We start from the raw sequence: 26,467 nt of genomic DNA, 5'->3' as shown, positions 1-26,467 counted from the left end.
CACTATAAAAATTATATCTGAATGTCTGATAAGTTATGACTGTCAGATGAGTATTCAAGATATAAGATTTCATTATTCTTTTCAACAGCTAACTTCTTACTATCCTTGAAGGTCTGCATAGGATTTTTACCATAACAATATTTCCCAGAATGAGGTCTTTCATTATTATAATGTTCTAACCAAATATCAAGGTCAAGTTGTAGATCATCAAGATCAGTATAAATCTTTTTACGCATAGCCATATCAAATAATTCTTGCTTCATAGTTTTATTAAAACGTTCACACATACCATTTGTTTGAGGAGAATATGCTTTAGTAGTGTTATGTTCAATGCCCTCAATGCTTAAGAACAATTCAAAAGCATGATGTTCTATATTTCCTTTATATTCACCACCTCTATCAGTTAGAATACGAAGCACTGGTATTTGCTGACTCTCATACCACGGCAGTACTCTATCATTAAGCATGTCAGCAGCGGTAAGAGCTGTTTTATCAGTATATAATTTAGCATCTGCGACCCTAGTATAGCTATCAATAAATACCTGAGAATATACCTTGCCTATACCTTTAAAATTACCTACATAATATGTATCTTGGCATCCTAGATAACCTGGATGCTGTGTATCAATCTCACCATGGGCTTCTTTTTCGCTACGCCGTTTCTCTAATACTTGTAACTGAGCTTCGGTAAGAACAATACCATCTTGAGCCATCTTTGCTTCTAATGCTTTAAGTCTTTTATTGATATTATTTAAATCATTACGTAGCCAAATCGATCTAACTCCTCCAGGTGATACAAGAATACCAGTCTTTTTAAGCTTATTTGATACTCTCATCTGACCATAAGCTGGGTATTCTATTGCCATATCTAATACTGCTCTCTCTACTGCTGGTTCAACTCTATTTGCTATAATTGGCTTCTTCCTGCTAATCTCATATAACGCCTCTTCTCCACCAGTTTCATATAGCTCTTTGAACCTATAATAACTGTCCCTGCTGTATCCCATTGCTTTACAGGCGGACGATATACTACCAAGACTCTTAGCTAATTCTAGTAATCCTATTTTTGGCTTTATTATTTTTTGATTTAGATTCATCTCTAATCCTCCATTTAATATTTATCTTATTTTACTAAATGTAAGATTAAATCTCAATTATTGCAGCTTCCCAAAATATTTCTATTAATTCTTGATTATCAGCATTATTTACTATTTCGGCTAAAAACTTCAGAGTCATTAGATATTTCGGGTCGTTTCTATGCTCCCCGATAAAACTTGCTGTTTTTGCTTTTAGTATGATTATCTAATAATTGATTTTTTAAACGGAGTGCGGCTAAAAATTCTTGAAATGTTAAATGAATAAATTGATAATTTATTTCTTCTCTTTTTAATAATCCTTGTTCTATAACTTCATCTATATCTAATGTATCTTTCTTATCTTCAACTAGTTTTCTTTCTACTAACTTCCCTGTTACAACAAGTGATTCATAGGCTATCTGTTCTAAAAAACTCATTTTGTTTTTTAAGTGATTATTAGCTTCTGTTTTGTTTTTATATTTATTTTGTGTTTTTTCTAAATGCCTATTGTTAAGCCAACTTACTACTTCATGATATAGTTGACTTATATTAAAATCTTCATTACTATTTTTTTGAAATTTATCTCTTATATCTTTATCGCTCCAAACCAAACATATTAATGCAGTATTGATAGGAACTACGCATATTTCTTTTATTTGGCTATGAGTATCCAAAAAGCTTCTTAATTGCACTCCTAGCTCTTTATCATACTCAAAATTTTTATTTACATATTGCTCTATTCCCTCACTATCCCAGCCTGTATTTTCTACTTTCCGCTCAAACCTGTTACTCATTTCTTCTATAAACGCATTAGGTCTAGAAGTCATTATTACGTTTTTATATTCTAATATTTTATCTATTAACTTTTTAAATTCATCTAGAATATTTAAATGTGCTACTTCGTCATATCCGTCAAGTAATAACAACATCTTATCTTTATTTTGGATATCTATTATTTCCTTAACGCTTAAGTTACTTTCGCTACCGCCTAAACAATAATGGATAAAACAATTAAGCTTACTTTGAGATAAATTATTAATATCAAAATACCCACTATAACCGTCTTTCCAACTTTCATTTAATAGCTCTTTTAACTTAACTCTAAAAACATAATCAAACTTATCGTTCCATAAATTTCCTTTTCCCCATTTATAAGATAGATAATGCATTAACGTAGTTTTACCTATTCCTGCACTACCAAGTAACAATACTTTACTTATATCTGCTTGGATTCTATTTATTGATTCAGCTATATTTTTTATTTCTGATTCACTTTTATTAGTTAGATTCCTGCGAAGTATCGCAAACTTATTTTCCTCATTTGTTTCTTCCTCTAGTGACTTAACTATATTATCAATCTCATCATCCTTATTATGTAGCTCTTTCTTATTAAGCAACTCCTTTATTTTCTTTTTCGTATCCACAGCTTTAAAGATATTCTCTATTTCTACTGATTTCTTTTCTCCGACATCTTTACCGCGTAATGCTGCTTTACCTGCTTCATCATCTTCACTCAGTAATATCTGTAATTTTACATAATATTCCTCTAAAGACTGAGCTTTGATTTTCTCATCTTCTATTAGCTTTGGTAAAGTATCGTGAGAGCTATATAAAGTTCTTAACTTGTCAGTTAATGATTTTGAAGTAGAAGGCTTCATATTTTTACTTAATGGTAGAAAATATATTTTTATTAGAAAACCTAATTAGATTAAAACAATTATAGGTGTGAGTTTAAGAATTTAAATTTGTTTAAGCAATTTAAAATTGATTAACCAAATTAATTTATTTTTTTATTTATTGCAACTAATAATTATCAAGTTGCAATAATTATTATGGGATTAGAGCTAAGTAAAATTTTACGAAGAAAATAATTTTAATTAGAGGTAGTATTAAAGTTCAATATTATATATAAGTTTGTTGATAAAAAATGATTTATTTACTAATATCTATATTTCTATAAATAATATTAGTTTTATATGCTACTGCTACTTCCTGAAATAACTTTGACTTTAATAGCACTTTTAGGGCAGTTTTTTGCCGTAATTATACCAAATAAAAATAGAATTATTTCTAATATCGTTATTTTATTATGTATATTATCAATTTTTCTTACCTTTAAGTACTCAAGCTATGAAGGAGTATGGTACTCATTTGCTACCGGAATAAATATCGGTATTAGTAAAAGCATAGTACTGCTATTCACTATTATATCCATGATTATATACCGTGATTACTCTATTCTTGTTGCTGAGGAATTAAAGTTTGAATTTATCACTTTAATATTATTATCGGTCGTAGGTATTGTTGTTGCAATTTCATCACGGAATTTTCTATTATTATTCTGCGGTATGGAGCTTACTGCTTTAACTTCATATGCACTTGCAGGATTCAAATTAAATGATATTAAATCATCGGAGGGTGCTTTAAAATATTTTATCTTAGGTAGTTTAGTTAGTTGTTTATCATTATTCGGGATTTCTTTTATATACGGATTCGGCGGAAGCCTACAATTTGAGGATATCTTATATAAGCTAAATGATAATTCTGGGATGAATCTTGGTTTAATAATCGGTATTGTATTATTTTTAAGTAGTATTTTCTTCAAACTTTCAAGCGTTCCTCTTCATTTTTGGGCTCCTGACGTATATGAAGGATCACCGATTACTTCAGTTACTTATTTTACCGCTGCCTCAAAAATAGGTATGGTTATTGTTTTATTAAATATTAGTAAATTAATTATAGGTAATTACTATCCTATTAATTATAATTTAATAAAGATAATTGCTATATTATCTATGCTGTTTGGAGCTTTTGGAGCCATTCGTCAAACTTCTCTAAAAAGATTAATGGCTTATAGTACTATTTTAAATATCGGTTATGTATTAATCGGCGTTCTTCTGCATAATCAAGAAGGGTATAAAGCAGCTTTACTATATATTCTAATATATGCGGTAGGAAGTATAGGATTTTTTAATTGCTTAATTATGCTACTCGGTAAAGACGCCGATAAAGCTAGTTTTAAAACTATACAAGGAATTGCAGAGAACCATAAAACTATAGCTGCCATAATTAGCATAGTTATGTTCTCGATGATCGGAATTCCTCCTCTCACAGGATTTTTCGGTAAATATTACCTTTTTTACCAAGCAATTAATCAAGAAGAATTCGTATTAGCTTATTGTGGTATTTTTACCAGCGTAGTTGCGGCTTTTTATTATCTTAAAGTAGTAAAAGCCATGTATTTTTCTAAAAAGATTGAGGTAATTAAGCTTCCTATGCAATATGGGCTTTTACTGATTAATTACTTAGTTGTAGGCTTCTTGTTGCTCGGTTCATTTATTATCTCGTTTTAGCCGGTGTAGACTTTTTATTAACAACACTAGCCGAAGTAATTTTTGTAGGCTTCATAACCTTTTCTTTTAGATTCTTTATATGTTTTAGATCTTCTTCATCTAATTTTAATAAATCTTGGTCTTTCTGTTTAGCTTTTCTACCTAAACCTAATTGACTTGGAGTAACACTAACAATATCATCCGTTCCGACTTCTTTCTTGAATTTTTCTAGAGCGTCTACATATTCTCTATTTGTGTCTATATTTGTCTTTACAGATTTTTGTTTTGGTTCTTTCTTTATTTTATCAGAAGAATCAGCTAAATTTCTTTCATCTTTAATATCTTCATTTAAACTTTTTATTGTCTTTATTAAATGTTTTTTCGCACTATCCCTAATACCGAGTATTTCTAAAATTCTTGCAAAACTAGTAGTAATTTTATTTCTTAATTTAAGCTTTTGTCCTCCTTTTTTTCTTTCTTCATAATTAAGAATTTTCTCAAAATAATCAGGATATTCTTTCATTAATGTTTTTAATCCTTGCTCTTTCACTTCGTAATAAGGAAAACTATATTTTTTAGAAATTAAGCTATTTACTTTAATTTCTAAGCCGTATTCCTTTAAGGATTCTTGTCTTTTTTTCATTGTATCTATTAAACTAGCCTTAATTTCTTCAGGCGTTATTTCTTTAGATTTTTTATTATTAAATTTCTTTGGCATTGCTTGTTTTGCAAATTCTGCAATTGCTTCATTACTATAATATTTAGTTAATTCATCAAAACTTTTATCAATGGTTTTGCTTAAATCAATTTTAGAAACTGCAAGTAAGCTATCGGCAAAATTAGGATTTTTTGTTCTTAAATTAGAAGGAAATTCTCTAAAATGGTTAGTGGGACCGAATCCAGGCAAATGTTTGGCTCTTGAATGCGGATATATATTATTTGTTAAATTATCAAAACTACCGGCAAAATCAATTCTTACTAATTTAGGTAAAGTTTTTGGATTTTTTTGATCTCTGATAACACCTATATTTCCAACATGTATATCAAAATCGCCGATCAATAAACTTGCCGGCATAATGTTTTCAAAGTTCTGATACTTAATTTCCTTAAAAGCATTTTCTAAGGTTCTAAATAATTTATTTCTAGCCCCCATAAAAAGCGGTCTACCGCCGTCCTTTCTAAACCAAGAACTCGGTTTAGTTTTAGCAGACATATGTTTATCCATGTCCACATACATATCACTACTATAATTCTCAAAAAATTCAGATTTGACATATATTTGTGAATCAACGGCTTTAGATTTATTAAAATCATCAGGAGCAATTAAATTAACCTTTGCTCCATTCCCGAGACTTATAGCTTCAAAAATTTGAGATCCTAAAAACTCGGCTATATTTTTTGAGCTTGAAGCCTCTTTTTTTATCATCGCTGTAATTTTACCGTCTGAGCTTTGATATACTCCGCCATGCTCTCCTTCTTTATTAGCTCCGCCTTCTTTAGGCTTTAAAAAATTCCAACCTTTAAATACTGATTTCTTATCTTTGATCATTTTTTTTGCTCCATAATACAAAATTTGGATTTAAGTATATTTAATTCCAATTAAATAAAATATATATTATATATACGAAGATCAACTTCAAAAAGAGCAAGGAGTCCACAAGACGAGGAGCGGAGCGTATACTTAATACGTGAACACCGCAGTACTTGTAGGACGACGTAGCCAATTTTTGAAGTTCATCGAGTATTATTTAATATTTCAGCTACTTCAAGAGCAGCATAGGTAAATATACCGGTTGCACCGGCACGTTTAAAACTAATTAATGACTCCATCAAAGCTTTTTCCCAATCAATTGCCCCTGCTTCTGCTGCAAATTTTAACATTGCATATTCTCCGCTAACCTGATATGCTAAAATTTTAGTATTAAAATTATTCGCCGCTTCACGAATAACATCCAAAAACAGCATACCGGGCTTCACCATAACCATATCGGCTCCCTCTGCTATATCATGCTCAATCTCAAGCATTGCTTCCTTAATATTACGTACATCCATTTGATAGCTTGATTTATCTAAATAATTCTTTTTATTACTCTTAACAGCATCACGAAAGGGACCGTAAAAGCTTGAAGCATATTTAGCGGCATAAGCAAGAATTCCAACATTTATAAATCCCTCTTTGTTAAGATATGCCCTTATAGCCCCGATTCTTCCATCCATCATATCGGAAGGTGCAACAATATCTACTCCGGCTTTTGCTAGCACTAATGCTTGATTACATAAAGCTCTGACCGATCTATCATTATCAACTTCCCCATGATTCACAATACCGTCATGACCGCTTGTAGTGTAAGGATCAAGGGCTACATCACATATTATACCAATATCGATATTAGCGTTTTTGATGCTTCTAATAGTTCTACATATTAAATTATCTAAATTATAAGCCTCATCGGCATTTTCACTTTTTAGATTTTGATCAATACTAGGAAATAATGCAATAGCATTAATACCAAGTCCTGCTGCTTTTTTTGCCGTTTCCACTATCTGATCGATCGATAAGCTATATATACCGGGCATAGTTTTAATTTCTTGTCTTTCATTATGTCCTTCAACAACAAATAAAGGCAACACTAAATCATTAACCGATAAGCTACTTTCGGCTATTAATTCTCTAAGCCAAAAAGCTTTTCTATTTCTTCTAAGTCTAATAAGGGGGTACATAAAATTCATATCTCATTTTAGTTAATAACTTGGATTCTAATATATAAAATATATAACCTAATTATCTTATAGTAAAAATATTGCATTACAAAAAGAAATTTTACTTGCAATTTATAAAAAATTTAAGCAAACTAACGAAAATAAAAATATGGTTTAATTATGTAAATAAATATAGGAGCTTAATATGGTACAAGATAATATTCCAAAATCAGTAAAAGATAGAATAAAAGAGTGGGAAAACAAAACAAATATGTCAGATACCCCACCAAAAAATACAAAACTGGCTGTTCCTCCAAAACCTACTCCTGAGAAAATAAAGGCATGGAACGAGGAACATAAAAAACAGACTGACTTAACTACACATTCCCAAGCACTTGATATATTTGTCGATACCACATCTCCACAAGTAGAAACCCAAAAGCCTATTATTTTTTCAAAACCCGCTCCGGAACAAACAAAAGTACCGGAAGAAACACCTAAAAAACAATCTAATTTAACCGTACAAGAAAAAATAGAGAAATTTTTTAAAAATCATAATATTGATACCAAAGATGCTTTTATTCCGGAATTTAGCCGCTATATAGAATTAAGCAATTCTATGGCAGGAAAGCGTCTTGATGTTACTGTTAAAGCTTATGAACAATCATTAGGGCGACTAATAAATCAAGTAGGAGTACCTCAAAAAGAGTTTGTTTCTTTTATAGAAGATGAGCTAATAAAGAATCATCCACATAAAGATAAATTTGAGAAAATCAATCAACATTATAAATTACCTGAGCCACCTAAATTACCTGATATAATTGATAATCTTAGAGAATTAGTAAACAGTGATGATATAATAGCCAATTTAAAACAAAGTAGAAAACACATTGAATTTAAAGAAAAAGTAAACAACCTTATTCAAATTTATGATGATAATAAACATAATCCAGCTGCTATAACTAAAGTTGAAGCAAAACTGAAAGAGGTAGGTAAATGGTGTGAAGAAACTACAAAAATGGATAATAATCCTATTTGGAAAAATATTGGTAATTTTATAAAATATTCTTTTACCGGAGATAAAGCTAAAGCTGCTTTTTATAAAGACGCTATAAAAAATTCTACTCAAAATACTAAAAAAGCTATAGCAGAAATACAAAAATCTCTTACTAATCCTTCCCCTCATTCATCTAATGTTTCACCGTCGAAGAATAAAGGAGAAAGATATAGAAGCTAATATGTAGAGGTCAAGATTTAATCTTACAGGCACTATAAAAATTATATCTGAATGTCTGATAAGTTATGACTGTCAGATGAGTATTCAAGATATAAGATTTCATTATTCTTTTCAACAGCTAACTTCTTACTATCCTTGAAGGTCTGCATAGGATTTTTACCATAACAATATTTCCCAGAATGAGGTCTTTCATTATTATAATGTTCTAACCAAATATCAAGGTCAAGTTGTAGATCATCAAGATCAGTATAAATCTTTTTACGCATAGCCGTATCAAATAATTCTTGCTTCATAGTTTTATTAAAACGTTCACACATACCATTTGTTTGAGGAGAATATGCTTTAGTAGTGTTATGTTCAATGCCCTCAATGCTTAAGAACAATTCAAAAGCATGATGTTCTATATTTCCTTTATATTCACCACCTCTATCAGTTAGAATACGAAGCACTGGTATTTGCTGACTCTCATACCACGGCAGTACTCTATCATTAAGCATGTCAGCAGCGGTAAGAGCTGTTTTATCAGTATATAATTTAGCATCTGCGACCCTAGTATAGCTATCAATAAATACCTGAGAATATACCTTGCCTATACCTTAAAATTACCTACATAATATGTATCTTGGCATCCTAGATAACCTGGATGCTGTGTATCAATCTCACCATGGGCTTCTTTTTCGCTACGCCGTTTCTCTAATACTTGTAACTGAGTTTCGGTAAGAACAATACCATCTTGAGCCATCTTTGCTTCTAATGCTTTAAGTCTTTTATTGATATTATTTAAATCATTACGTAGCCAAATCGATCTAACTCCTCCAGGTGATACAAGAATACCAGTCTTTTTAAGCTTATTTGATACTCTCATCTGACCATAAGGCTGGGTATTCTATTGCCATATCTAATACTGCTCTCTCTACTGCTGGTTCAACTCTATTCGCTATAATTGGCTTCTTCCTGCTAATCTCATATAACGCCTCTTCTCCACCAGTTTCATATAGCTCTTTGAACCTATAATAACTGTCCCTGCTGTATCCCATTGCTTTACAGGCGGACGATATACTACCAAGACTCTTAGCTAATTCTAGTAATCCTATTTTTGGCTTTATTATTTTTTGATTTAGATTCATCTCTAATCCTCCATTTAATATTTATCTTATTTTACTAAATGTAAGATTAAATCTCAATTATTGCAGCTAATAAAAACTTTTAGGATCGATATCTATTTTTAGATGACAAAAAGAAGGAATTTTTATAAGGCTTAGCCAAAATTTTAAATATTTCTGCAAATTAAATTTCTTATCGGCTATAATGAGTATCCGGTAACGATATTTACCGGCAAGCTTTGACATTAATGAGCTTGCCGGTCCTAAAATTTTCACGTTTGCTTTTGGTGCAATTCGGACCATAGCTCTAGCAATCTCTAAAATTTTAGACTCATTGGAACCTGATAAAATTATCGATGCTGTTTTAGAAAAGGGCGGCATATCTGCTGATTTTCTTATTTCAAGTTCATTCGCAAAAAAACTATCTTCATCACCGGCTTTAACATAACTAAAAATTATATTATCAGGATAATAGCTTTGTAAATATACTACACCTTTACCATCTCCCCTACCCGCTCTACCGCCTACTTGATGTAGTAGCTGAAAAGTTCTCTCAGATGCTCTAAGATCGGCATTATTACTACCAAGGTCAGCATCTATTACTCCAACTAAAGTAAGATTCGGAAAATGATAGCCTTTCGTTATCATTTGCGTTCCTATTAATATATCAATTTCTAAATTTTCCATTTGATGTAGAAGCTGTGCTATTTTTTCAGGGTTTTTAGCATGATCTTTACTTATCACCGCAATTTTATTCTCAGGAAAGAGTGCTTTCGCTTCTTCCTCTATTCTTTCTATACCTGGACCACAGATAGTTAATGTTTCATCCTCTAGACATTCAGGACAAGAACTAAAAATTTTACTTTGATAACCGCAATGATGACATTCAAGTTTTTTAGTCGCTTTATGTACTACCATCCAAGAAGAGCAGAATTTACAGGTAAATCTATGACCACAAGCTTTACATAGCATGAGCGGAGCATAACCACGCCTATTCAGAAACAATAATACTTGCTTTTTATTATCTAAATTATCTTTGATAGCTTCTATAAGAATCTTGGATAAATAGGAATTCTTAGATAGCTTTTCTTTAGTCATATCGATTATTTCTATATTCGGCAAATCGACATTTTTGTATCTATTAACCAATGTAACCAATTGATATTTACCTATTTCTATATTATACATCGTTTCAATAGACGGTGTTGCCGAACACAAAACGATTTGTGCTTTATCAAATTTACCTCTTACGATGGCCGTATCCCGAGCATTATATAATATACCGTCATCTTGTTTATAGGAATCGTCATGCTCTTCATCTATAACCACCAAACCGAGATTTTTAAAAGGTAAAAACAAACTACTTCTAGCCCCAATTACTACTTTAACTTTATCGCTTAATATACTTCTTAAAATCATTTTCTTTTGAGCTTTGGTAACGCTTGAGTTCCATATGATAGGCTCAAAACCGAATCGCTCTATAAAACGATTAATAATTTGTGTACTTAAAGCAATTTCAGGCAGCATAATAAGCACTTGTTTACCTTTTACTAAGTAATCTGCTATTAGATGAAAATATATTTCTGTTTTACCTGATCCCGTAACACCTTTAATAAGTGTTGGCTTATTACTTTCATTTAAAATTGTTACTGCTTGTTTCTGCTCTTCCGACAAATCAGGTAGTACAAAGCTATTATTTACTTTCTGCTCTTTAACTTTAATCGGTTTTTCAGCAATATCTATAGGTAATACTAACTTGGCTATACTCCCAAGTTCTGACATATAGTAGCTACTCATCCATTTAATTAATTCTAAAACTTCTGAAGTAATACTTAAATCTAGCGGTACTTTTTCTTTTACGGTTTTTAGTCTCGATGCTTCAGGAATAGTAGCAAACTCCCATACTATGCCGGTTAATTCTTTACTTCTAAAAGGCACGATGACAAGATCGCCGATATTTAAAACTAAACTTTCAGGGATTAAATAATCTAGAGGGAATAATTTTGCTGCCGGTAATAATATTTTTGCTATTCGCATATATAATGTATTTTATAATTTTTTTTTTATTATATACTAAACTGATAAATTATAGAAACCTAGATGAATAAAGATAAAAAAATTATTATAGCAATTTCCGGAGCATCAGGTGCTATATACGGTATTCGTTTGCTTGAAGTACTAAAAGAACAAAATATCGAAACTCATTTAGTTATTTCAGAGGGAGCAGCTCTTACTATAAAGCTTGAAACTAAATATTCTATAGATGAAGTTAAGTTTCTCGCTAATTATTATTATGATGATAAAGATTTAGGTTCTACTATTTCAAGCGGCTCTTTTAAAACTTCAGGCATGATAATAGCCCCTTGTAGTATGAAGACCTTAGCAAGTATCGCTCACTCAATGGAAGATAGTTTAATTAGTAGAGCGGCAGGTGTTGTACTTAAAGATAGACGAAAACTTATTTTAATGACCCGTGAGACTCCGCTACATATCGGACATTTAGAAAATATGTTAAAAGTAGCGAATTACGGTGGTATCATAGCACCGCCCGTACCGGCTTTTTATAATAACCCTAAAGCAATAGATGATATAGTAAATCATTCTATTACTAGAGTTTTAGATTTTTTTGATATTGAAACTAATTTAATTAAACGCTGGGGGAGCACTTAGGTAAACGTATTGTATACCACTCTTATGTCATTCCCGCGTAGGCGGGAATCCGGTAAAACATATAAAAACTTGTTTTTATATGTTTGTTTTTATCAAATATGTAACTTCTATATCAATATTAAAGTTATTTTTCTAGATACCGTGGTCAAGCCACGGTATGACAGCAAAAAGTACTGGATTCCCGCCTACGCGGGAATGACATAAAACAAGCAATGCTTTCGCAGGAATGACATAAAGTGCTTCTTTTTTTCAAACCATATAATAATTTAACAAACAACAATGGCACGTAATAAAATAAATAATGACAAAAACATAGCTGCTAACGAAGAAGCAGATATTCCTATCCCAAGGGTTTTACCTTCAAATGTTCAAGCAGAACAAATGCTACTTGGAGCAATTCTAACTAATAATGAATTACTTAGTTATGTATCGGAATTTTTGCGTAGTGAACATTTTTTCGAACCTATTCATCAAAAAATCTATAACGCAATTGAAAAAATTACCGAAAAAGGTTTGATAGCTACACCTATTACTTTACGTAGTATGTTAACTCAAGATGAACTATTTCAAGAAATAGAAGGAGCGGAATATTTAGCAAAATTGATAACTATGTCAATGATGGTAATAAATCCGGTTGATTACGGTAAAATAATATATGATTTAGCAATAAAGCGTAATTTAATCAATATCGGTGAAGAAGTAGTAAACGACGCTTATAACTCCTCATTAGAGATTGAAGCAAGAGAACAGATTGAACATGCCGAGGCTAAACTTTACGATTTAGCTAGCGAAGGTCTAAATGAAAAGAGTTTTACCAAAATCGATATTCCTATTTCGGAATCCCTTGCTAGCATCAATAGAGCTATGAAAAATAACTATCACGTAATCGGTATATCTACCGGTTTACTTGATCTAGATAATAAATTATTCGGCTTTCATAATTCCGATCTTTTAATTCTCGCAGGACGTCCATCGATGGGTAAAACAGCATTTGCTATAAATCTTGCACTTAACGCCTGTAATAATATGCGTCTTAAAAATATTAGGGATAATCAGGAAATTCAGTCGGTAGGTTTTTTCTCTTTAGAAATGTCCTCAGAACAGCTAACCACACGTCTACTTTCAATGTGTGCAGAAATTGATTCTACTTCTCTTCGTACGGGGATTCTAGGTGAAGAAAAATATAACCGTCTTCGCAAAGAAGCAAATACTTTATCGGAATTACAATTTTTTATCGATGATACCCCTGCTCTATCTATTTCCGCTATAAGAACAAGAGCTAGAAGAATGAAACGCAAGCATAATCTCGGTATATTATTTATCGATTATTTACAATTAATTAGAGGAGTAAGTAAATCTGAAAATAGAGTTAGCGAGATTTCAGAAATAACCCAAGGTTTAAAGGCAATAGCAAAAGAGTTAAATATTCCGGTTATTGCGTTATCTCAGCTTTCGAGAGCGGTAGAACTACGTGAGGATAAAAAACCTATGCTATCCGACCTTAGAGAATCAGGAACTATAGAACAGGATGCTGATATAGTAATGTTTATTTACCGTGAAGAATATTATTTAACAAGAAAAGAACCGGCAGCAGGCGATGCTAAACATACCGAATGGTTAGATAAGCTCAATAAAGTATATAATATTGCCGATATAATTGTTGCAAAACATCGTAACGGACCGGTTGGAAATGTTCCGCTTTATTATGATAGTCAATTTTCTAAATTTGCTAATTTGGAGAAAAGAACTTTTAATTCTAATTAAATCAGAATTACTTTAACGTCTTAACGTCGTTATTGCGAACTGGCATTACCCAAGTAGATACCAAAATCGTCATTGCGAGGAGCGAAGCGACGTGGCAATCTAGAAAAAGATTAAAAAAATTCTGTAAATCAGAATTTTTTAACTGTATTGCTTCGTCGAAACTTACAGTTTCTTCTTGCAATGACGGCGTATATTTTTAGCCGAAAATATCAATTATTTCATCAAAATTTTCACGTCGTTTATTTTTTTCTACCCATTTTATTGCTTTATCAAGCACCTCATTATTATTGTCCCTATAAAGCCACATCTCATTATCAGGAATGAACTTACCGGCATATTTCTTTCCTAAGGATATTTGCCCGTTATTCCCTGCTTGCTTGATTGTCTTTGTATTATTTTCTATTATCATAATTCCTATTTTTCAATATTACTATATATTATTTAGTTACTATATTAACAAGTTCATAGCCCATTATAAGCATTCCGACAATTACGCATATAATAATTAGATATTGTTTTTGCAATTCAGGATAATAAAAATTCTTTATCTTTGTTTTATATAACAGATAAACCGGTAATAAAATTGCAATTATTACAAGAATCATAACGGCAAACCCTAAAATTGTAATAAAAGCATTAGGTACTACTACTGCTACAATATAGGCCGGTAATATAGTAACAATAGCGGCAGTCATATTACGAATTACTACATTAGGTATCGAATTCATAAATATAGTTTTAAGGGAATCACATAGCCCTACTCCTACTCCAAGTATTGACGTAGCGATAGCAAGAGTTGAAATTATCCAAACTAATAATTGTACGGACTGCCATTTTGCTATATTACTTAATTCCTTAATTAAATCTCCGACTTCTACATTACTTGTAATCATTTGTTGGTAAAATGTTGGATTATTATGATGTACTACAATAAGAATACTACAAGTCCAAATTATATATACTATTGCAGGAATCAAGCTGCCGAATAAAAACGCCGTCTTTAGCATTTTAGCATCTTTGTTACAATAATTAGTTAAGGTATGGAAGATTACTTGGAAACCAAATGAAGTAAAAACTACCGGAGTTACTACTCCCCATATAGATATTTCTTTATAATTTGGTGAGAATAAAGGTAAATTATCCCACTGAATCATGGAAACAAGTCCAATAACTAAAATTGCAATTATTATAAGCAATCCGATAAATAGCACACGATTTATATAATCTACTAACTTTAGAGGTAATAATAATATTAGAATGCTAATAATAACATACCATGCTCCTATATAAGTTATACTTGTATCTAAAGCTAATAACTTCTGTAATATTGAAGAACCTCCATATATAAATACTGCAAGTAAAGCATATGAAAGGAGCTTAAGGCTTACCGTACCGATGATTTGAGCAGTATGTCCTGAAAAATACTTTCCAAGCATCCCTAGTGTTAAGCCTTTACCAGCTTGAAGATTAAGCTCTAGATTAATTAAAGAAGTATAATACATTATAAACCAAATTATAAACATCAATATTATACTAGGTATTATACCTAATTTTGCTAATACCATAGGCAGTGCTATCATACCGCTACCTATACAAGTAAGTTTTTGCATAATTTACCTGAAATTAACAGGATTGAACCAATAATGAAAGTTAGGTTGAAGAAAAAAGTATGTAATTTTTGCTAAAAAGAAAATCAGCTAAAAAAAGAAGATAAGATTTTAAAGGAAAAAGTTTTGATAAGTAAAATTAACATTCGTATAATTTTGTTAAAGTATATGTAACGATATAGTATAATTATATTAATAATTTATGTCAAATTATTAATATTGCTTTTTAAGGGTATTTTTGTATGTTTTTATTAGACAGCTTTCTAAATAACCTCTAGAAGCCGGTTTAGAAAGATGTCTATGAAATTTACTATATTTAAAAATGCAGAGATTAGCCAAAATAATTAGTAATGCAGGAATATGTTCTAGGCGTGATGCTGAAAAGCTGATACTCGAAGGGCAAGTAAAAGTAGACGGCATTACAATTTTATCACCGGCTACAAATGTTGATATTAGTAATCAAATTGAAGTATCAGGCATATTAATCAATCAATCGCAAAAACCAAGGCTTTGGATTTATTACAAGCCTGTAGGTTTAATTACCACTCACAAAGATCCCTTATCTCGTAAAACAGTATTTGAGCAGCTAACCGGTTTACCTCGTGTTATTTCAATAGGTAGGCTGGATTTAAATAGTGAAGGTTTGTTATTACTAACTAATAGCGGTGACTTAGCTCGTCAGTTTGAGCTACCTTCAAATAGGTTAAAGCGAGTATATCATGTTAGGGCATATGGGAAGTCTGATATTCTACTAAAAAGCGATTATAAAAATTTAGAAATTGACGGGATATTTTATAATCCTCATTCGATAAAGTTACTTAAGCAAAATAAGAGTAATTCTTGGTTTGAAGTAGTTTTATTTGAAGGAAAAAATCGGGAAATTAGAAGAATATTCGAGTATTTTGGACTAAAAGTTAACAAATTAATTAGGGTTCAATATGGTAGTTTTACAATAGATAATCTAAAACCCGGAGCTTATAAAGAAATAAATAATAAAATACTGGAAAAATAATTAGTAATGTGTTATTATTAAAGCATGTATGGACCTTCCTAATAATGCAAGAAAAAAATAACATTTAATAGCTAAAAAGCAAATGCAGTCATGTATCCAACTTATAATTGATAAATTACCTTACTTGTATATTTACCGTATAGCCCTGATGGAATTCGTTTGCCTACAAACTTTTACTTATCACTTCGACGGCTTCTATAGAGCCTGTGCGTTAATCAGTTTTTTCGTAGGTTAAGGTTTGTCTTATTCACCATCAATATTATCTCTCACGCATATTTCGGATTGGAATTTTTACATATATTATTATCTAATTTATTCAGTTAATATTGGCAATTCAACAATATATTATTACCTTAAATTGCAATAATTGTAACTAATCTAGCAATGCCTAATCTCTGCTTTTGCTAAATCTTTTAAAGTGCGTGATCCGGTGCATAGCATAGTAATTTTAAGCTGCTCGATTATTAATTGTATCTCTTCGGAAAGCAAGCTTTCAGAAATATCTGCCGCTTTTAAAAATTGACCGGCAAGCCCAAAAATACTTGCTCCCATACGTATTGCTTTTGCACCGTCAATACCGGATTTTAACCCACCGCTGGCAATAATTGGAATGTCCCCCGAAACTTCTTTCACCATTTTTAGAGAATCTAAAGTCGGAATTCCCCAGTTAATAAAGCTACTAGCTATACGATTTTGTAATGAATTTGTAGCACGATAAGCCTCTACTTGACTCCAAGACGTTCCACCGCTCCCTGCAATATCAAGAACCTTAACCCCTACCCTTATGAGGTTTTCAGCAACTTTTTTAGATAAACCGTATCCTACTTCTTTAACGATTACAGGGACAGAGAGGTAATTAACCACTTCTCTTATCTTAGGTAGCAGATTTTCCCAGTTTCTATTACCTTCCGGTTGCGTTAGCTCCTGCAATATATTCAGATGTAAGATTAAAGCATCGGCTTTAATAGCATCAACTAAATACTGACATTCTTTAGGTGTAACGAAGTAATTAAGCTGCACTGCTCCGATATTGGCGAGTAATGGAATATCGGGAGCAACATCCCTTACCGCAAATGTTTTGATCGTATCCGGCTTCGTTAACAAAACCCGCATAGAGCCAAGCCCCATAGCAATTCCGGCTTTTTGGGCGGCCTGTGCAAGTCGATAATTGATATCGCTAGCTCTAGTCGTGCCTCCGGTCATACTAGAAATGAGAATAGGTGCTTGCAAAGATTTCCCGAGAAAAGTAGTAGTAGTATCTATGTTATCGTAGTTAATTTCCGGTAATGCGTTATGAATAAATTGCATAGATTCAAAACCGCTTGTAAGCGTAGATTCAACGTTTTTCGTAAGATTAATTTCAATATGGTCTTGCTTTCTTTCTATATCTAAATTCTGGTTTTTCGACATTTTACTTACTAATTCCTTTTTGTACTTAATCTATATTAATATATCTAGCTTTGCAAAATATATTTCTTTACTATTTTCTAATTCTTATTATAACTTTTGGTATATAATTAATATAGTTAGATAAATTTATGAGTAATAATGCTGATTTAGTAGATCAAAGTTTAATAGGCACATTTAGATATTTTGGATTGCAAGAAATGCAAATAGATAAGGTAAATTATTATCTGATACATACAGGGTGTAATCATCCAGTATGGAATATGATTGTACTGCCTGATAAAGTGAATGTAGCTCAAATGGATAGAATGGAAGAAGGGTTTAAACTAAAAGGTTTGCCGTTTGCTTGGTGGGTTGATAAAAATAATCTATCTTCTGAAATGCTTGAGCGTTTCCAAAACGGTAAATATGCTGATTTTGGCGACGTACCGGGAATGGTTTACGAGCTTAAAGATTATCATGAGCAAATTATAGATAATAAAAATATTAAAATTATTACTGAAATAGAAGAATATACGAAATGGGTTCAGGTACTTGCTCAGGGATTTGGATTTAGTGATGATGTTTATGACGTTTATTTTGATAAATTATCAAAATTTATTGGGGATAATAAAGTATTTATTCCGCTTGCAGCATATGAAGAAAATAAAATTGTTGCAACTGCCTCTATAACTTTTGCAAACGGCATAGCAGGTTTTTATCATGACTCAACGATGCCGGAATATAGAAATCGTGGTCTTGCAAGCAATTTATATAGAGCTAGGTTTAACATATTAAAAGAAATGGGAATAGATAAAGCAGTAGTTCAAACTTCACCGATGGCAACTTCACTTGCTGAAAAATTAGGCTTTAAGAAATACACGAATTATAAAATATATTGCCAAAGTTAGTAAAAAATAATTCTTTATGCCACTCTCAAATAACCAAAAATTTTATATTGCTGAAACAGCTGATGAAAAAGCTTTATGTAGTGCAGTATGGAATAATAACGTAAATGAAGCACGCTCTCTTATTTTAAAATTAATTGATGCAAATCAGTTTCAAAAATTTAATGGAGATCTTCGTGATCGTGATCCTGAAGAAACATATTATGAAGTATATTATCCGTTGCTTTCAGTAGCTGTTTTAAAATGTAATCTTGCAATGCTTAAAATGTTGTTAGCATATGATTTTAAGCCACATGCTATATCTTCAGGGCTAAATCCTGAAACTACTCCGTTAATAGAAGTATCTAGAACCGGGCAGTTTAATATGGTAAGAACTCTTACCTCTCTTCTTAAGAAAGAGGAGCTATGTTATTACGATAAAGATATAAGAAATTCAGCCGTGTATTATGCGATAAAAAATAATCATATAAATATACTTAATGAATTTATTATATGTAATGGAATAACTATTGATTTTGAACTTAGTATGGAATTTTTTATTGAAGCAGATAATTACCATCTATTTTTGCAACTTTTTTATAAGGCTCCGCAAAATGTTAAAGAGAAAATATTAAATGAAGGTTATTTGTTACAGTGTGCCGCTAGTAAAAAAAATCTACAAATAGTTGAATTTTTGTTAGCACAAGATAATATCCAAATTAATATTGAACCTGTAACGATAAGTAGTATCGGTATTCCAATATATCATTATTCTCCTTTAGCAACAGTAGCATCTGTAGGTAGTGTAGAAATTGTTGAAGCATTATTAAGTAAAGGAGCTGATATTAATTTTGGCTCTACTCCTCCTTTTATAGCAGCAATTAAGAATGGACATTTAAAAATTTGCTACTTATTAAAAGCATTAGGAGCTAATACACAAATTAATCTACCGCACGGGGAAAAACCTTTAGAATTATACAAGGATTATCTCTATAAATTTTATGATGAATTATATGAATTTAAGCAAACTATACAAGATAGAGCCGGAGCTTATTATGGATATGGTAAGAATAAGCCGCTTAATATAAAAGACCTTGAAATATGGTATACAAAATTAATAATATGGGATTCTAAAGCTTTTTCTAGAAAAGCTTATACAATGAAAAAAATAGAAGAGTTATCGGAATATGAACAAAGTTTATTTCCGGAAATTATGGGGATGGATGTAAACATAATCGGGTAACTTATTTCTTAATTAATCCAATTAATCTTATCGGCATCCCACATTCCAAGTTGGAATGTTGCTATCAAGCATATGCGTTAAGTCAACGAGTTTGTATGGGAATGTCATGAAACCTTTTATCTTAGATATGACTTTTTACTTATACAATGAAAATTTCTTTGTTATCTGAGAAACCATATCCCATTTTCCGAAGAGAACAGCCGAATAGTAGACATGCTCTTCTTCTGTTTTCTTTGCAATATTTTCTATTTGCTCTAAATATGTTCCGCCAGTCATACTGTCTGTAAATGCTAACTGCATAACTTTTGATTCTTTTGCTGCGAGAATAGCTTTTTTTATCTCACTTGATTTGCCTCGCAAAATAATATACGGCATTCCTGAAATTTGCCAATTATTACCGCTTGCATCAATATTAGGTTGTAAGAAACAAGTAGATTTACCAAGTAAAGCACCGGCTGCAAAAGAAGAATGTGCTACCGCATTCATAGCAACACCTATTTCAATATCTTTATTTACAATAATAACTAATTTATTTTCAAAGCTCATGTTATCTCCATATCGTAAAGTATTTATTTTTAAGTAAAGACAATTATATAAATGTACTTAAAAGCAATTGCTATATTATTATTTATTTATAACCGAGAAATCTTCAATTGTAGCTATTTCATATCAATAATCATTTTTTGCTCTTTAAATATCTTTAAAATAATATATATTGTAAGTATAAAAACTAACAGAAAAATAATAATATGACTGATAAAAATCTAAACACGGCAATATCTTACTATACTTCTATGCGTGACAAGAAGTTTGATGAGATGGCAACATTCTTGCATCCTAAGATTAATTATTATAGGACCATTATCAGTTATGGACGGTAAAGAAGCAGTTGTTGAAGCGGCTAAAAACTTTGCTATGTTTTTTAAGAATCTTACAATTAGTGAAAAATTTAGCTCTAATGATAAAGTGATGCTAGCACTTGAGTTTGATTGTCCAGAACCTATCGGTATTTTCAGGGGTGCTTCATTATTATCTTTTAATGATGGGCTTATTTCTCGTATAGAATTATTTTATGATGCCCGTCTTTTTGTAAGCAAAAAAGAAGAGATTTTTAGTTAAAGATGATAGGAATTAGATAAATAATTCTTTAAGCATTAGTACTTCATCTTTATTTGTTTTAATTATTTTAAATCCTGCTTTTTCATAAGTTTTAATAGCAGCGATATTTTTTCTATCGGGATCAACTAAAACATGAGTATATTGCTTATCTATAAAATTTTCTAAAAAATTTTTTAAAGCAAGTAGTCCAATTCCTTTGTTTAAGTATTCAGCTTCGCCTAAAAAGAAATCGATTGCTGCAAGTTTTGAAGGTAAATTAATTAATGGGCTTGAACGCATAGAATCATAGGCATTATAAATTTGGATGTATCCTATAGGAATACGGTATGCTTCTATAATATAAGCTTGTATATTTTAAGGCTCATTAGATATCTTTTCAAACTTCGTTTCTAGAGGTAATTTAGACGTCGAGCCTAGACTCGCATCTGTGAGATTGTCTATATACGCTGCGGTGCTGTAGAGGTCAAGATTTAATCTTACAGGCACTATAAAAATTATATCTGAATGTCTGATAAGTTATGACTGTCAGATGAGTATTCAAGATATAAGATTTCATTATTCTTTTCAACAGCTAACTTCTTACTATCCTTGAAGGTCTGCATAGGATTTTTACCATAACAATATTTCCCAGAATGAGGTCTTTCATTATTATAATGTTCTAACCAAATATCAAGGTCAAGTTGTAGATCATCAAGATCAGTATAAATCTTTTTACGCATAGCCGTATCAAATAATTCTTGCTTCATAGTTTTATTAAAACGTTCACACATACCATTTGTTTGAGGAGAATATGCTTTAGTAGTGTTATGTTCAATGCCCTCAATGCTTAAGAACAATTCAAAAGCATGATGTTCTATATTTCCTTTATATTCACCACCTCTATCAGTTAGAATACGAAGCACTGGTATTTGCTGACTCTCATACCACGGCAGTACTCTATCATTAAGCATGTCAGCAGCGGTAAGAGCTGTTTTATCAGTATATAATTTAGCATCTGCGACCCTAGTATAGCTATCAATAAATACCTGAGAATATACCTTGCCTATACCTTAAAATTACCTACATAATATGTATCTTGGCATCCTAGATAACCTGGATGCTGTGTATCAATCTCACCATGGGCTTCTTTTTCGCTACGCCGTTTCTCTAATACTTGTAACTGAGCTTCGGTAAGAACAATACCATCTTGAGCCATCTTTGCTTCTAATGCTTTAAGTCTTTTATTGATATTATTTAAATCATTACGTAGCCAAATCGATCTAACTCCTCCAGGTGATACAAGAATACCAGTCTTTTTAAGCTTATTTGATACTCTCATCTGACCATAAGGCTGGGTATTCTATTGCCATATCTAATACTGCTCTCTCTACTGCTGGTTCAACTCTATTCGCTATAATTGGCTTCTTCCTGCTAATCTCATATAACGCCTCTTCTCCACCAGTTTCATATAGCTCTTTGAACCTATAATAACTGTCCCTGCTGTATCCCATTGCTTTACAGGCGGACGATATACTACCAAGACTCTTAGCTAATTCTAGTAATCCTATTTTTGGCTTTATTATTTTTTGATTTAGATTCATCTCTAATCCTCCATTTAATATTTATCTTATTTTACTAAATGTAAGATTAAATCTCAATTATTGCAGTTTTTAACTGTTAAGTATTTTTAATACCAATATAAATATCAACTATAGCATTATTTAAATCACTACTTCTTTCATCATATATTTCAAAGTCAGCTATGTAAGCTCTTTCACCTTCTAACATTGCTGTATTCATATTCCATATTTTTTGCCACATATCAATAACGACTTTAGGCATTTGATCGGGACCTGATGTAAATTTTGCATTGGAATAGTAAGAGTTGAAAATTCTTTATCTATATTCTCAAAAGAAGTAACTTCTTCTCCAAGAAAGTAAGTATATTCCCCGGTAGCGTCACTCTCATAATTTGTATAAACTGCAAAAACTTTTTTTGGAGTTTTTCTATTTAGGATTTTATCTTGTAATTTGTCTGCAAAAAATCGCTGCATTGTTGTCCCTATTTTTGCAGTATCAGCGTTCATTTCTGCAGCGTTTGAGGTGCGGGCTGTAATACCACTAATTTAATTTCTGATAATTGTGTAATTACTTTATTCATTTTATAGCCTCTTAATTAATTCGCTAAGTAAGTTAAAACTAATCTAAAAAGGAATTATGATAAAGTTTTAATTGAATATTATCTAACTTTTTTGAAGAGTAAAAAGTTCTTAGTGTGTAATATGTTTACTGTTTGAATTGTTTATAAATTGAAATAGAAATAAGACATGGTGGAGCCAGAGGGAATCGAACCCTCGACCTCTTGAATGCCATTCAAGCACTCTACCAACTGAGCTATGACCCCAATAACAAATTAATTCTCTTATACTATAATAATAAAACTAAATCTATAAGATTTTTTTTATAAAATTCTTTAAGCATTGCTAACTAAGTATAGATTAATTAGAAATTAACGTCTGAGCTACGAAAAAATTAAAAATTTTGACTAAGCAATCCAGTAAGAAAATATTAGAATTAGCACTTTTTATTATTTTTCTGGATTAACCCAGCCACTTCATGGCTGGCTTTGTTGCATGGCTTAAAAACCCGCTCGGTGTCATACCGTGGCTTGTTCACGGTATCCAGTAAAACAACTAAAAATACTAAAATTATTAGTATTTTTAACTAGATCTCGTGAATAAATCACGGGATGACAAAGGCGAGGTCGAGCCATGCAACAACGATTTCATGGCTTCGCAATGACGAATCTATATTTAGTTAGCAATACCAATTCTTTATTTTGTTGACATTGTCATAGCATCTCTAGAAGAAATTATATTATCGATTATTCCAAATTTCTTTGCTTCTTCCGGCGACATGAAATTATCACGTTCCATACTTTTTTCGATATGTTTTAACTCTTGTCCAGTGTGTTTACTATACAATTCGTTAAGTAACCTTTTGATTTTTAGGGTTTCTTGAGCGTGAATTTCTATATCGGTAGCTTGTCCTCTATAACCTCCTGACGGTTGATGGATCATAATACGGCTATGAGGTAAACTATAACGCATTCCCTTCTCGCCTCCGCAAAGTAAAAGTGAACCCATAGAACAAGCTTGACCTATACATAATGTAGCTACTTTAGGCTTTATATATTGCATTGTATCATAAATAGCAAGCCCTGCGGTTACAACTCCTCCGGGGGAATTGATATACATATATATATCTTTTTTAGGATTTTCTGCTTCAAGAAACAATAATTGTGCAACGATTAAGTTTGACATATGATCTTCAACAGTACTACATACAAAGATTATACGTTCTTTTAGCAATCTTGAATATATATCATAAGCACGTTCACCGCGTGATGTTTGTTCAATTACTATCGGTACATACGACATTAATATTTTCTCCTGAAATTATATTAAAATGTCATACCGTGGCTTGACCACGGTATGACAAATTGGAAAAAAAACTTCTACTTCTTATCTTCTAAAGCATTAGCAAGTATATCTCCCATATTGGTGGTATTATCACTAGAACCATATTCTTTGAGAGCTTTTTGACGTTCTGCTATTTTATGAGCTTTTACCGATAATAAAATTCTACCGGTTGATTTCTCGATAGAAACAACTTTTGCTTCTATTTCTTCGTCTATTTTAAACATTTCAGGCTTCTGCTCGTCTTTTTCATCCGATAGTTCAGTTCTTTTAATAAAACCTGCTACTTTATTGTTTAATAGTACTTCGAGTTCATCATCTTTAACTTCTGTTATAAGGGCTTTAACTATTGTGCCTTTTTTATATTCGTCACTGATTTCTTGATATGGATTAGGCGACAATTGTTTTATACCTAAGCTAACTTGTTCTTTTTCAATATTAATGGCTAGAACTTTGCATTCTATTTCGTCACCTTTCTTGTATGATTTTAATAGATCTGTTCCCTTATCTTCCCAGCTAATATCACCTTCATGAATCATGCCGTCCATATTATTACCAAGTGCAACAAAAATACCGAAATCCGTAATATTTCTAATTGGTGCTTTAATTATAGTACCGACAGGATTATTTTCAGCAAACTTTATTAAAGGATTTTCTTGGCATTGTTTAATACTTAAAGAAACACGATGCTTTTCAGTATCGACCTCTAAAACTACGAATTCTACTTCTTGTCCTATAGTTAATGTTTTTCTAGGGTTTTGATTAGATTTTAACCAACTAATTTCGCTTGAATGAACAAGTCCTTCAAGTCCGTCTTTTAATTCTATAAATACGCCGTAATCAGCAAAATTTGTAACTTTACCGGTCATTTTTTTACCGACGGGGAATTCTTTTTTAATTGCTTCCCATGGGTTAGAATCAAGTTGTTTTATACCAAGTGATATTCTTTTGGTTTTTTCATCAAACTTAATAACCATTACTTTAACCTTTTGGTTAAATTCTAATACTTCTGAAGGGTGGTTAACTCTTCCCCAAGAAATATCGGTTAAATGTAATAAACCGTCAACACTTCCAAGATCGATAAACGCACCGTAATCAGTAATGTTTTTTACGGTTCCTTCTAACACCATGCCCTCTTTAATTTTAGATAGCATCTCATCTCTAGCTTCAGAACGTGATTCTTCTAAGATAGCTCTTCTTGAAACTACTATATTACCAAGCTTTTTATCCATGCTTAAAATTTTAAACGGTTGCTTAATATTCATTATAGAAGTAGGATCTTTAATAGGTCTAACGTCAACTTGGCTTCCCGGTAAGAATGCTACTACACCGGATAAATCCACGGTAAAGCCTCCTTTTACACGACCAAAAATTGTACCGTCGACAAATTCACCCTTGGAACACATGATTTCTAGTTGTCCCCATAATTCTTCTTTGACTGCTTTTTCACGACTCAATATCGTTCTGCCGTTACGTCCCTCAATTTTCTCGATGAAAACTTCAACTACGTCCCCAACTTCAGGTAAAGCTAAAAATTCAGATTTAGGTATTCTACCTTCATTTTTTAATCCAACATCAACAATAACCATATCGTTTTTTATTTCGATTACTTGACCTTTAACTACCGTTTTTTCTTTTATATGACTTGTATCAACGGTTTCAAGCATTTTAGAAAAATCTTCTTCAAATTCGTGATTAATTGCTGCAAGTTGTGGAACAAATCGTTGTTTTAGTTTTATTGACATATTTTTCTCGTAATATTAGCTAAAGTGCTTAGGCTAATAAGATTTTTTAAAGGGTTAATAAAATGATATTGTAAAATAAATTACGTCATTGCGAGGAAAAATTGAAAATTTTGACGAAGCAATCTCAT

21 protein-coding genes, 1 tRNA gene and 4 pseudogenes are annotated in these 26,467 nt (G+C 31.5%); 9 read left to right on the top strand and 17 right to left on the bottom strand.

All coding sequences use genetic code 11. The annotated features are described in order from the left end of the window. Positions 1-11 precede the first annotated feature (11 nt). Together ACE38Q_RS02840 and ACE38Q_RS02835 are read right to left on the bottom strand one after the other, a co-directional pair. Positions 12-1,097 (bottom strand): IS481 family transposase, encoded by a 1,086-nt coding sequence (locus ACE38Q_RS02840; RefSeq protein WP_500190024.1) that lies wholly within the window; start codon positions 1,095-1,097, stop codon positions 12-14. Between the two features lie 158 nt (positions 1,098-1,255). Then, entirely contained in the window at positions 1,256-2,734 is a 1,479-nt protein-coding gene (locus ACE38Q_RS02835) for an NACHT domain-containing protein (RefSeq protein ID WP_500190023.1), read from the bottom strand. Between the two features lie 318 nt (positions 2,735-3,052). Between ACE38Q_RS02835 and nuoN the strand changes: the two genes are divergently transcribed. Then, a complete protein-coding gene (gene nuoN, locus ACE38Q_RS02830; RefSeq protein WP_500190022.1) occupies positions 3,053-4,429 on the top strand; it encodes an NADH-quinone oxidoreductase subunit NuoN in 1,377 nt (458 codons plus the stop codon). On the opposite strand, the gene ACE38Q_RS02825 is transcribed toward nuoN, so the two are convergent. Together ACE38Q_RS02825 and hemB are read right to left on the bottom strand one after the other, a co-directional pair. Next, entirely contained in the window at positions 4,416-5,957 is a 1,542-nt protein-coding gene (locus ACE38Q_RS02825) for a hypothetical protein (protein ID WP_500190021.1), read from the bottom strand. The genes nuoN and ACE38Q_RS02825 overlap by 14 nt on opposite strands. Before the next feature lie 185 nt (positions 5,958-6,142). Then, a complete protein-coding gene (gene hemB, locus ACE38Q_RS02820) occupies positions 6,143-7,129 on the bottom strand; it encodes a porphobilinogen synthase (protein ID WP_500190020.1) in 987 nt (328 codons plus the stop codon). Positions 7,130-7,313: 184 nt separating this feature from the next. Between hemB and ACE38Q_RS02815 the strand changes: the two genes are divergently transcribed. Beyond that, entirely contained in the window at positions 7,314-8,345 is a 1,032-nt protein-coding gene (locus ACE38Q_RS02815; RefSeq protein WP_500190019.1) for a hypothetical protein, read from the top strand. A 41-nt stretch (positions 8,346-8,386) separates the two neighbouring features. Here the strand turns inward: ACE38Q_RS02815 and ACE38Q_RS02810 are convergent. Together ACE38Q_RS02810 and ACE38Q_RS02805 are read right to left on the bottom strand one after the other, a co-directional pair. Beyond that, a pseudogene (locus tag ACE38Q_RS02810) lies at positions 8,387-9,472 on the bottom strand (IS481 family transposase). Between the two features lie 66 nt (positions 9,473-9,538). Then, positions 9,539-11,485 (bottom strand): primosomal protein N', encoded by a 1,947-nt coding sequence (locus ACE38Q_RS02805; RefSeq protein ID WP_500190018.1) that lies wholly within the window; start codon positions 11,483-11,485, stop codon positions 9,539-9,541. A 63-nt stretch (positions 11,486-11,548) separates the two neighbouring features. On the opposite strand from ACE38Q_RS02805, the gene ACE38Q_RS02800 reads away from it, so the two are divergent. Both ACE38Q_RS02800 and ACE38Q_RS02795 read left to right on the top strand, forming a co-directional pair. Then, positions 11,549-12,118 carry a UbiX family flavin prenyltransferase gene (locus ACE38Q_RS02800; protein ID WP_500190017.1) on the top strand — a complete coding sequence of 190 codons (570 nt, stop codon included), beginning with the start codon at positions 11,549-11,551 and terminating at the stop codon, positions 12,116-12,118. Positions 12,119-12,397: 279 nt separating this feature from the next. After that, positions 12,398-13,882, top strand: coding sequence for a replicative DNA helicase (locus ACE38Q_RS02795; RefSeq protein ID WP_500190016.1), 1,485 nt, complete (start codon positions 12,398-12,400; stop codon positions 13,880-13,882). A gap of 196 nt (positions 13,883-14,078) precedes the next feature. On the opposite strand, the gene ACE38Q_RS02790 is transcribed toward ACE38Q_RS02795, so the two are convergent. Together ACE38Q_RS02790 and ACE38Q_RS02785 are read right to left on the bottom strand one after the other, a co-directional pair. Next, entirely contained in the window at positions 14,079-14,291 is a 213-nt protein-coding gene (locus ACE38Q_RS02790) for a hypothetical protein (protein WP_500190015.1), read from the bottom strand. A gap of 130 nt (positions 14,292-14,421) precedes the next feature. Continuing rightward, positions 14,422-15,447: pseudogene (locus tag ACE38Q_RS02785) on the bottom strand (aromatic amino acid transport family protein); the annotation flags it as partial. A 364-nt stretch (positions 15,448-15,811) separates the two neighbouring features. On the opposite strand from ACE38Q_RS02785, the gene ACE38Q_RS02780 reads away from it, so the two are divergent. Further along, a complete protein-coding gene (locus tag ACE38Q_RS02780; protein WP_500190014.1) occupies positions 15,812-16,501 on the top strand; it encodes a pseudouridine synthase in 690 nt (229 codons plus the stop codon). Between the two features lie 378 nt (positions 16,502-16,879). On the opposite strand, the gene fni is transcribed toward ACE38Q_RS02780, so the two are convergent. Beyond that, positions 16,880-17,911, bottom strand: a complete 1,032-nt coding sequence (gene fni, locus ACE38Q_RS02775; RefSeq protein ID WP_500190013.1) for a type 2 isopentenyl-diphosphate Delta-isomerase — start codon at positions 17,909-17,911, stop codon at positions 16,880-16,882. A gap of 128 nt (positions 17,912-18,039) precedes the next feature. On the opposite strand from fni, the gene ACE38Q_RS02770 reads away from it, so the two are divergent. Beyond that, the gene (locus ACE38Q_RS02770) at positions 18,040-18,798 is read left to right on the top strand and encodes a GNAT family N-acetyltransferase (protein WP_500190012.1); all 759 of its coding nucleotides are present in this window, start codon (positions 18,040-18,042) and stop codon (positions 18,796-18,798) included. A gap of 16 nt (positions 18,799-18,814) precedes the next feature. Next, positions 18,815-20,017, top strand: coding sequence for an ankyrin repeat domain-containing protein (locus tag ACE38Q_RS02765; protein WP_500190011.1), 1,203 nt, complete (start codon positions 18,815-18,817; stop codon positions 20,015-20,017). Between the two features lie 135 nt (positions 20,018-20,152). Here the strand turns inward: ACE38Q_RS02765 and ACE38Q_RS02760 are convergent, their stop codons facing one another. Beyond that, positions 20,153-20,563, bottom strand: coding sequence for a DUF2000 domain-containing protein (locus ACE38Q_RS02760; RefSeq protein ID WP_500190010.1), 411 nt, complete (start codon positions 20,561-20,563; stop codon positions 20,153-20,155). 203 nt (positions 20,564-20,766) lie between these two features. Here ACE38Q_RS02760 and ACE38Q_RS02755 point away from each other — a divergent pair, with 203 nt between their 5' ends. Together ACE38Q_RS02755 and ACE38Q_RS02750 are read left to right on the top strand one after the other, a co-directional pair. Beyond that, the gene (locus tag ACE38Q_RS02755; protein WP_500190009.1) at positions 20,767-20,898 is read left to right on the top strand and encodes a hypothetical protein; all 132 of its coding nucleotides are present in this window, start codon (positions 20,767-20,769) and stop codon (positions 20,896-20,898) included. Beyond that, positions 20,888-21,136: a hypothetical protein gene (locus tag ACE38Q_RS02750; protein WP_500190008.1), complete on the top strand. Its 249-nt coding sequence runs from the start codon at positions 20,888-20,890 to the stop codon at positions 21,134-21,136. The genes ACE38Q_RS02755 and ACE38Q_RS02750 overlap by 11 nt, the downstream gene beginning before the upstream one ends. 12 nt (positions 21,137-21,148) lie before the next feature. Here the strand turns inward: ACE38Q_RS02750 and ACE38Q_RS02745 are convergent, their stop codons facing one another. The 7 genes and pseudogenes from ACE38Q_RS02745 to ACE38Q_RS02715 form a co-directional block, all read right to left on the bottom strand. After that, entirely contained in the window at positions 21,149-21,472 is a 324-nt protein-coding gene (locus ACE38Q_RS02745; RefSeq protein ID WP_500191227.1) for a GNAT family N-acetyltransferase, read from the bottom strand. 30 nt (positions 21,473-21,502) lie between these two features. Then, positions 21,503-21,592 (bottom strand): annotated as a pseudogene (locus tag ACE38Q_RS02740) (palindromic element RPE1 domain-containing protein); the annotation flags it as partial. A gap of 38 nt (positions 21,593-21,630) precedes the next feature. Next, positions 21,631-22,716: pseudogene (locus ACE38Q_RS02735) on the bottom strand (IS481 family transposase). A 195-nt stretch (positions 22,717-22,911) separates the two neighbouring features. Next, positions 22,912-23,202: a GyrI-like domain-containing protein gene (locus ACE38Q_RS02730; protein ID WP_500190007.1), complete on the bottom strand. Its 291-nt coding sequence runs from the start codon at positions 23,200-23,202 to the stop codon at positions 22,912-22,914. A gap of 241 nt (positions 23,203-23,443) precedes the next feature. Further along, positions 23,444-23,519 (bottom strand) — tRNA-Ala (locus ACE38Q_RS02725). Between the two features lie 430 nt (positions 23,520-23,949). After that, entirely contained in the window at positions 23,950-24,555 is a 606-nt protein-coding gene (clpP, locus tag ACE38Q_RS02720) for an ATP-dependent Clp endopeptidase proteolytic subunit ClpP (protein WP_500190006.1), read from the bottom strand. Between the two features lie 77 nt (positions 24,556-24,632). After that, positions 24,633-26,339, bottom strand: a complete 1,707-nt coding sequence (locus tag ACE38Q_RS02715; protein WP_500190005.1) for a 30S ribosomal protein S1 — start codon at positions 26,337-26,339, stop codon at positions 24,633-24,635. Positions 26,340-26,467: the final 128 nt, after the last annotated feature.

This window comes from Rickettsia endosymbiont of Thecocarcelia acutangulata (assembly GCF_964263195.1).
Classification (GTDB): Bacteria; Pseudomonadota; Alphaproteobacteria; order Rickettsiales; family Rickettsiaceae; genus Rickettsia; species Rickettsia felis.
The sequence above is the reverse complement of the archived record's forward strand: the minus strand, read 5'-3'. Positions and strand labels throughout refer to the sequence as shown.

What these genes read in the sequence shown, in the direction of transcription:
- ACE38Q_RS02730 (WP_500190007.1), bottom strand. Translation starts at nt 23,202, where the DNA reads ATGAACGCTGATACTGCAAAAATAGGGACAACAATGCAGCGATTTTTT.
- fni (WP_500190013.1), bottom strand. Translation starts at nt 17,911, where the DNA reads ATGTCGAAAAACCAGAATTTAGATATAGAAAGAAAGCAAGACCATATT.
- hemB (WP_500190020.1), bottom strand. Translation starts at nt 7,129, where the DNA reads ATGTACCCCCTTATTAGACTTAGAAGAAATAGAAAAGCTTTTTGGCTT.
- ACE38Q_RS02805 (WP_500190018.1), bottom strand. Translation starts at nt 11,485, where the DNA reads ATGCGAATAGCAAAAATATTATTACCGGCAGCAAAATTATTCCCTCTA.
- ACE38Q_RS02765 (WP_500190011.1), top strand. Translation starts at nt 18,815, where the DNA reads ATGCCACTCTCAAATAACCAAAAATTTTATATTGCTGAAACAGCTGAT.
- ACE38Q_RS02780 (WP_500190014.1), top strand. Translation starts at nt 15,812, where the DNA reads ATGCAGAGATTAGCCAAAATAATTAGTAATGCAGGAATATGTTCTAGG.
- ACE38Q_RS02755 (WP_500190009.1), top strand. Translation starts at nt 20,767, where the DNA reads ATGACTGATAAAAATCTAAACACGGCAATATCTTACTATACTTCTATG.
- ACE38Q_RS02800 (WP_500190017.1), top strand. Translation starts at nt 11,549, where the DNA reads ATGAATAAAGATAAAAAAATTATTATAGCAATTTCCGGAGCATCAGGT.
- ACE38Q_RS02825 (WP_500190021.1), bottom strand. Translation starts at nt 5,957, where the DNA reads ATGATCAAAGATAAGAAATCAGTATTTAAAGGTTGGAATTTTTTAAAG.
- ACE38Q_RS02790 (WP_500190015.1), bottom strand. Translation starts at nt 14,291, where the DNA reads ATGATAATAGAAAATAATACAAAGACAATCAAGCAAGCAGGGAATAAC.
- ACE38Q_RS02840 (WP_500190024.1), bottom strand. Translation starts at nt 1,097, where the DNA reads ATGAATCTAAATCAAAAAATAATAAAGCCAAAAATAGGATTACTAGAA.
- ACE38Q_RS02795 (WP_500190016.1), top strand. Translation starts at nt 12,398, where the DNA reads ATGGCACGTAATAAAATAAATAATGACAAAAACATAGCTGCTAACGAA.
- ACE38Q_RS02750 (WP_500190008.1), top strand. Translation starts at nt 20,888, where the DNA reads ATGGACGGTAAAGAAGCAGTTGTTGAAGCGGCTAAAAACTTTGCTATG.
- ACE38Q_RS02770 (WP_500190012.1), top strand. Translation starts at nt 18,040, where the DNA reads ATGAGTAATAATGCTGATTTAGTAGATCAAAGTTTAATAGGCACATTT.
- ACE38Q_RS02835 (WP_500190023.1), bottom strand. Translation starts at nt 2,734, where the DNA reads ATGAAGCCTTCTACTTCAAAATCATTAACTGACAAGTTAAGAACTTTA.
- ACE38Q_RS02715 (WP_500190005.1), bottom strand. Translation starts at nt 26,339, where the DNA reads ATGTCAATAAAACTAAAACAACGATTTGTTCCACAACTTGCAGCAATT.
- clpP (WP_500190006.1), bottom strand. Translation starts at nt 24,555, where the DNA reads ATGTCGTATGTACCGATAGTAATTGAACAAACATCACGCGGTGAACGT.
- ACE38Q_RS02760 (WP_500190010.1), bottom strand. Translation starts at nt 20,563, where the DNA reads ATGAGCTTTGAAAATAAATTAGTTATTATTGTAAATAAAGATATTGAA.
- ACE38Q_RS02815 (WP_500190019.1), top strand. Translation starts at nt 7,314, where the DNA reads ATGGTACAAGATAATATTCCAAAATCAGTAAAAGATAGAATAAAAGAG.
- nuoN (WP_500190022.1), top strand. Translation starts at nt 3,053, where the DNA reads ATGCTACTGCTACTTCCTGAAATAACTTTGACTTTAATAGCACTTTTA.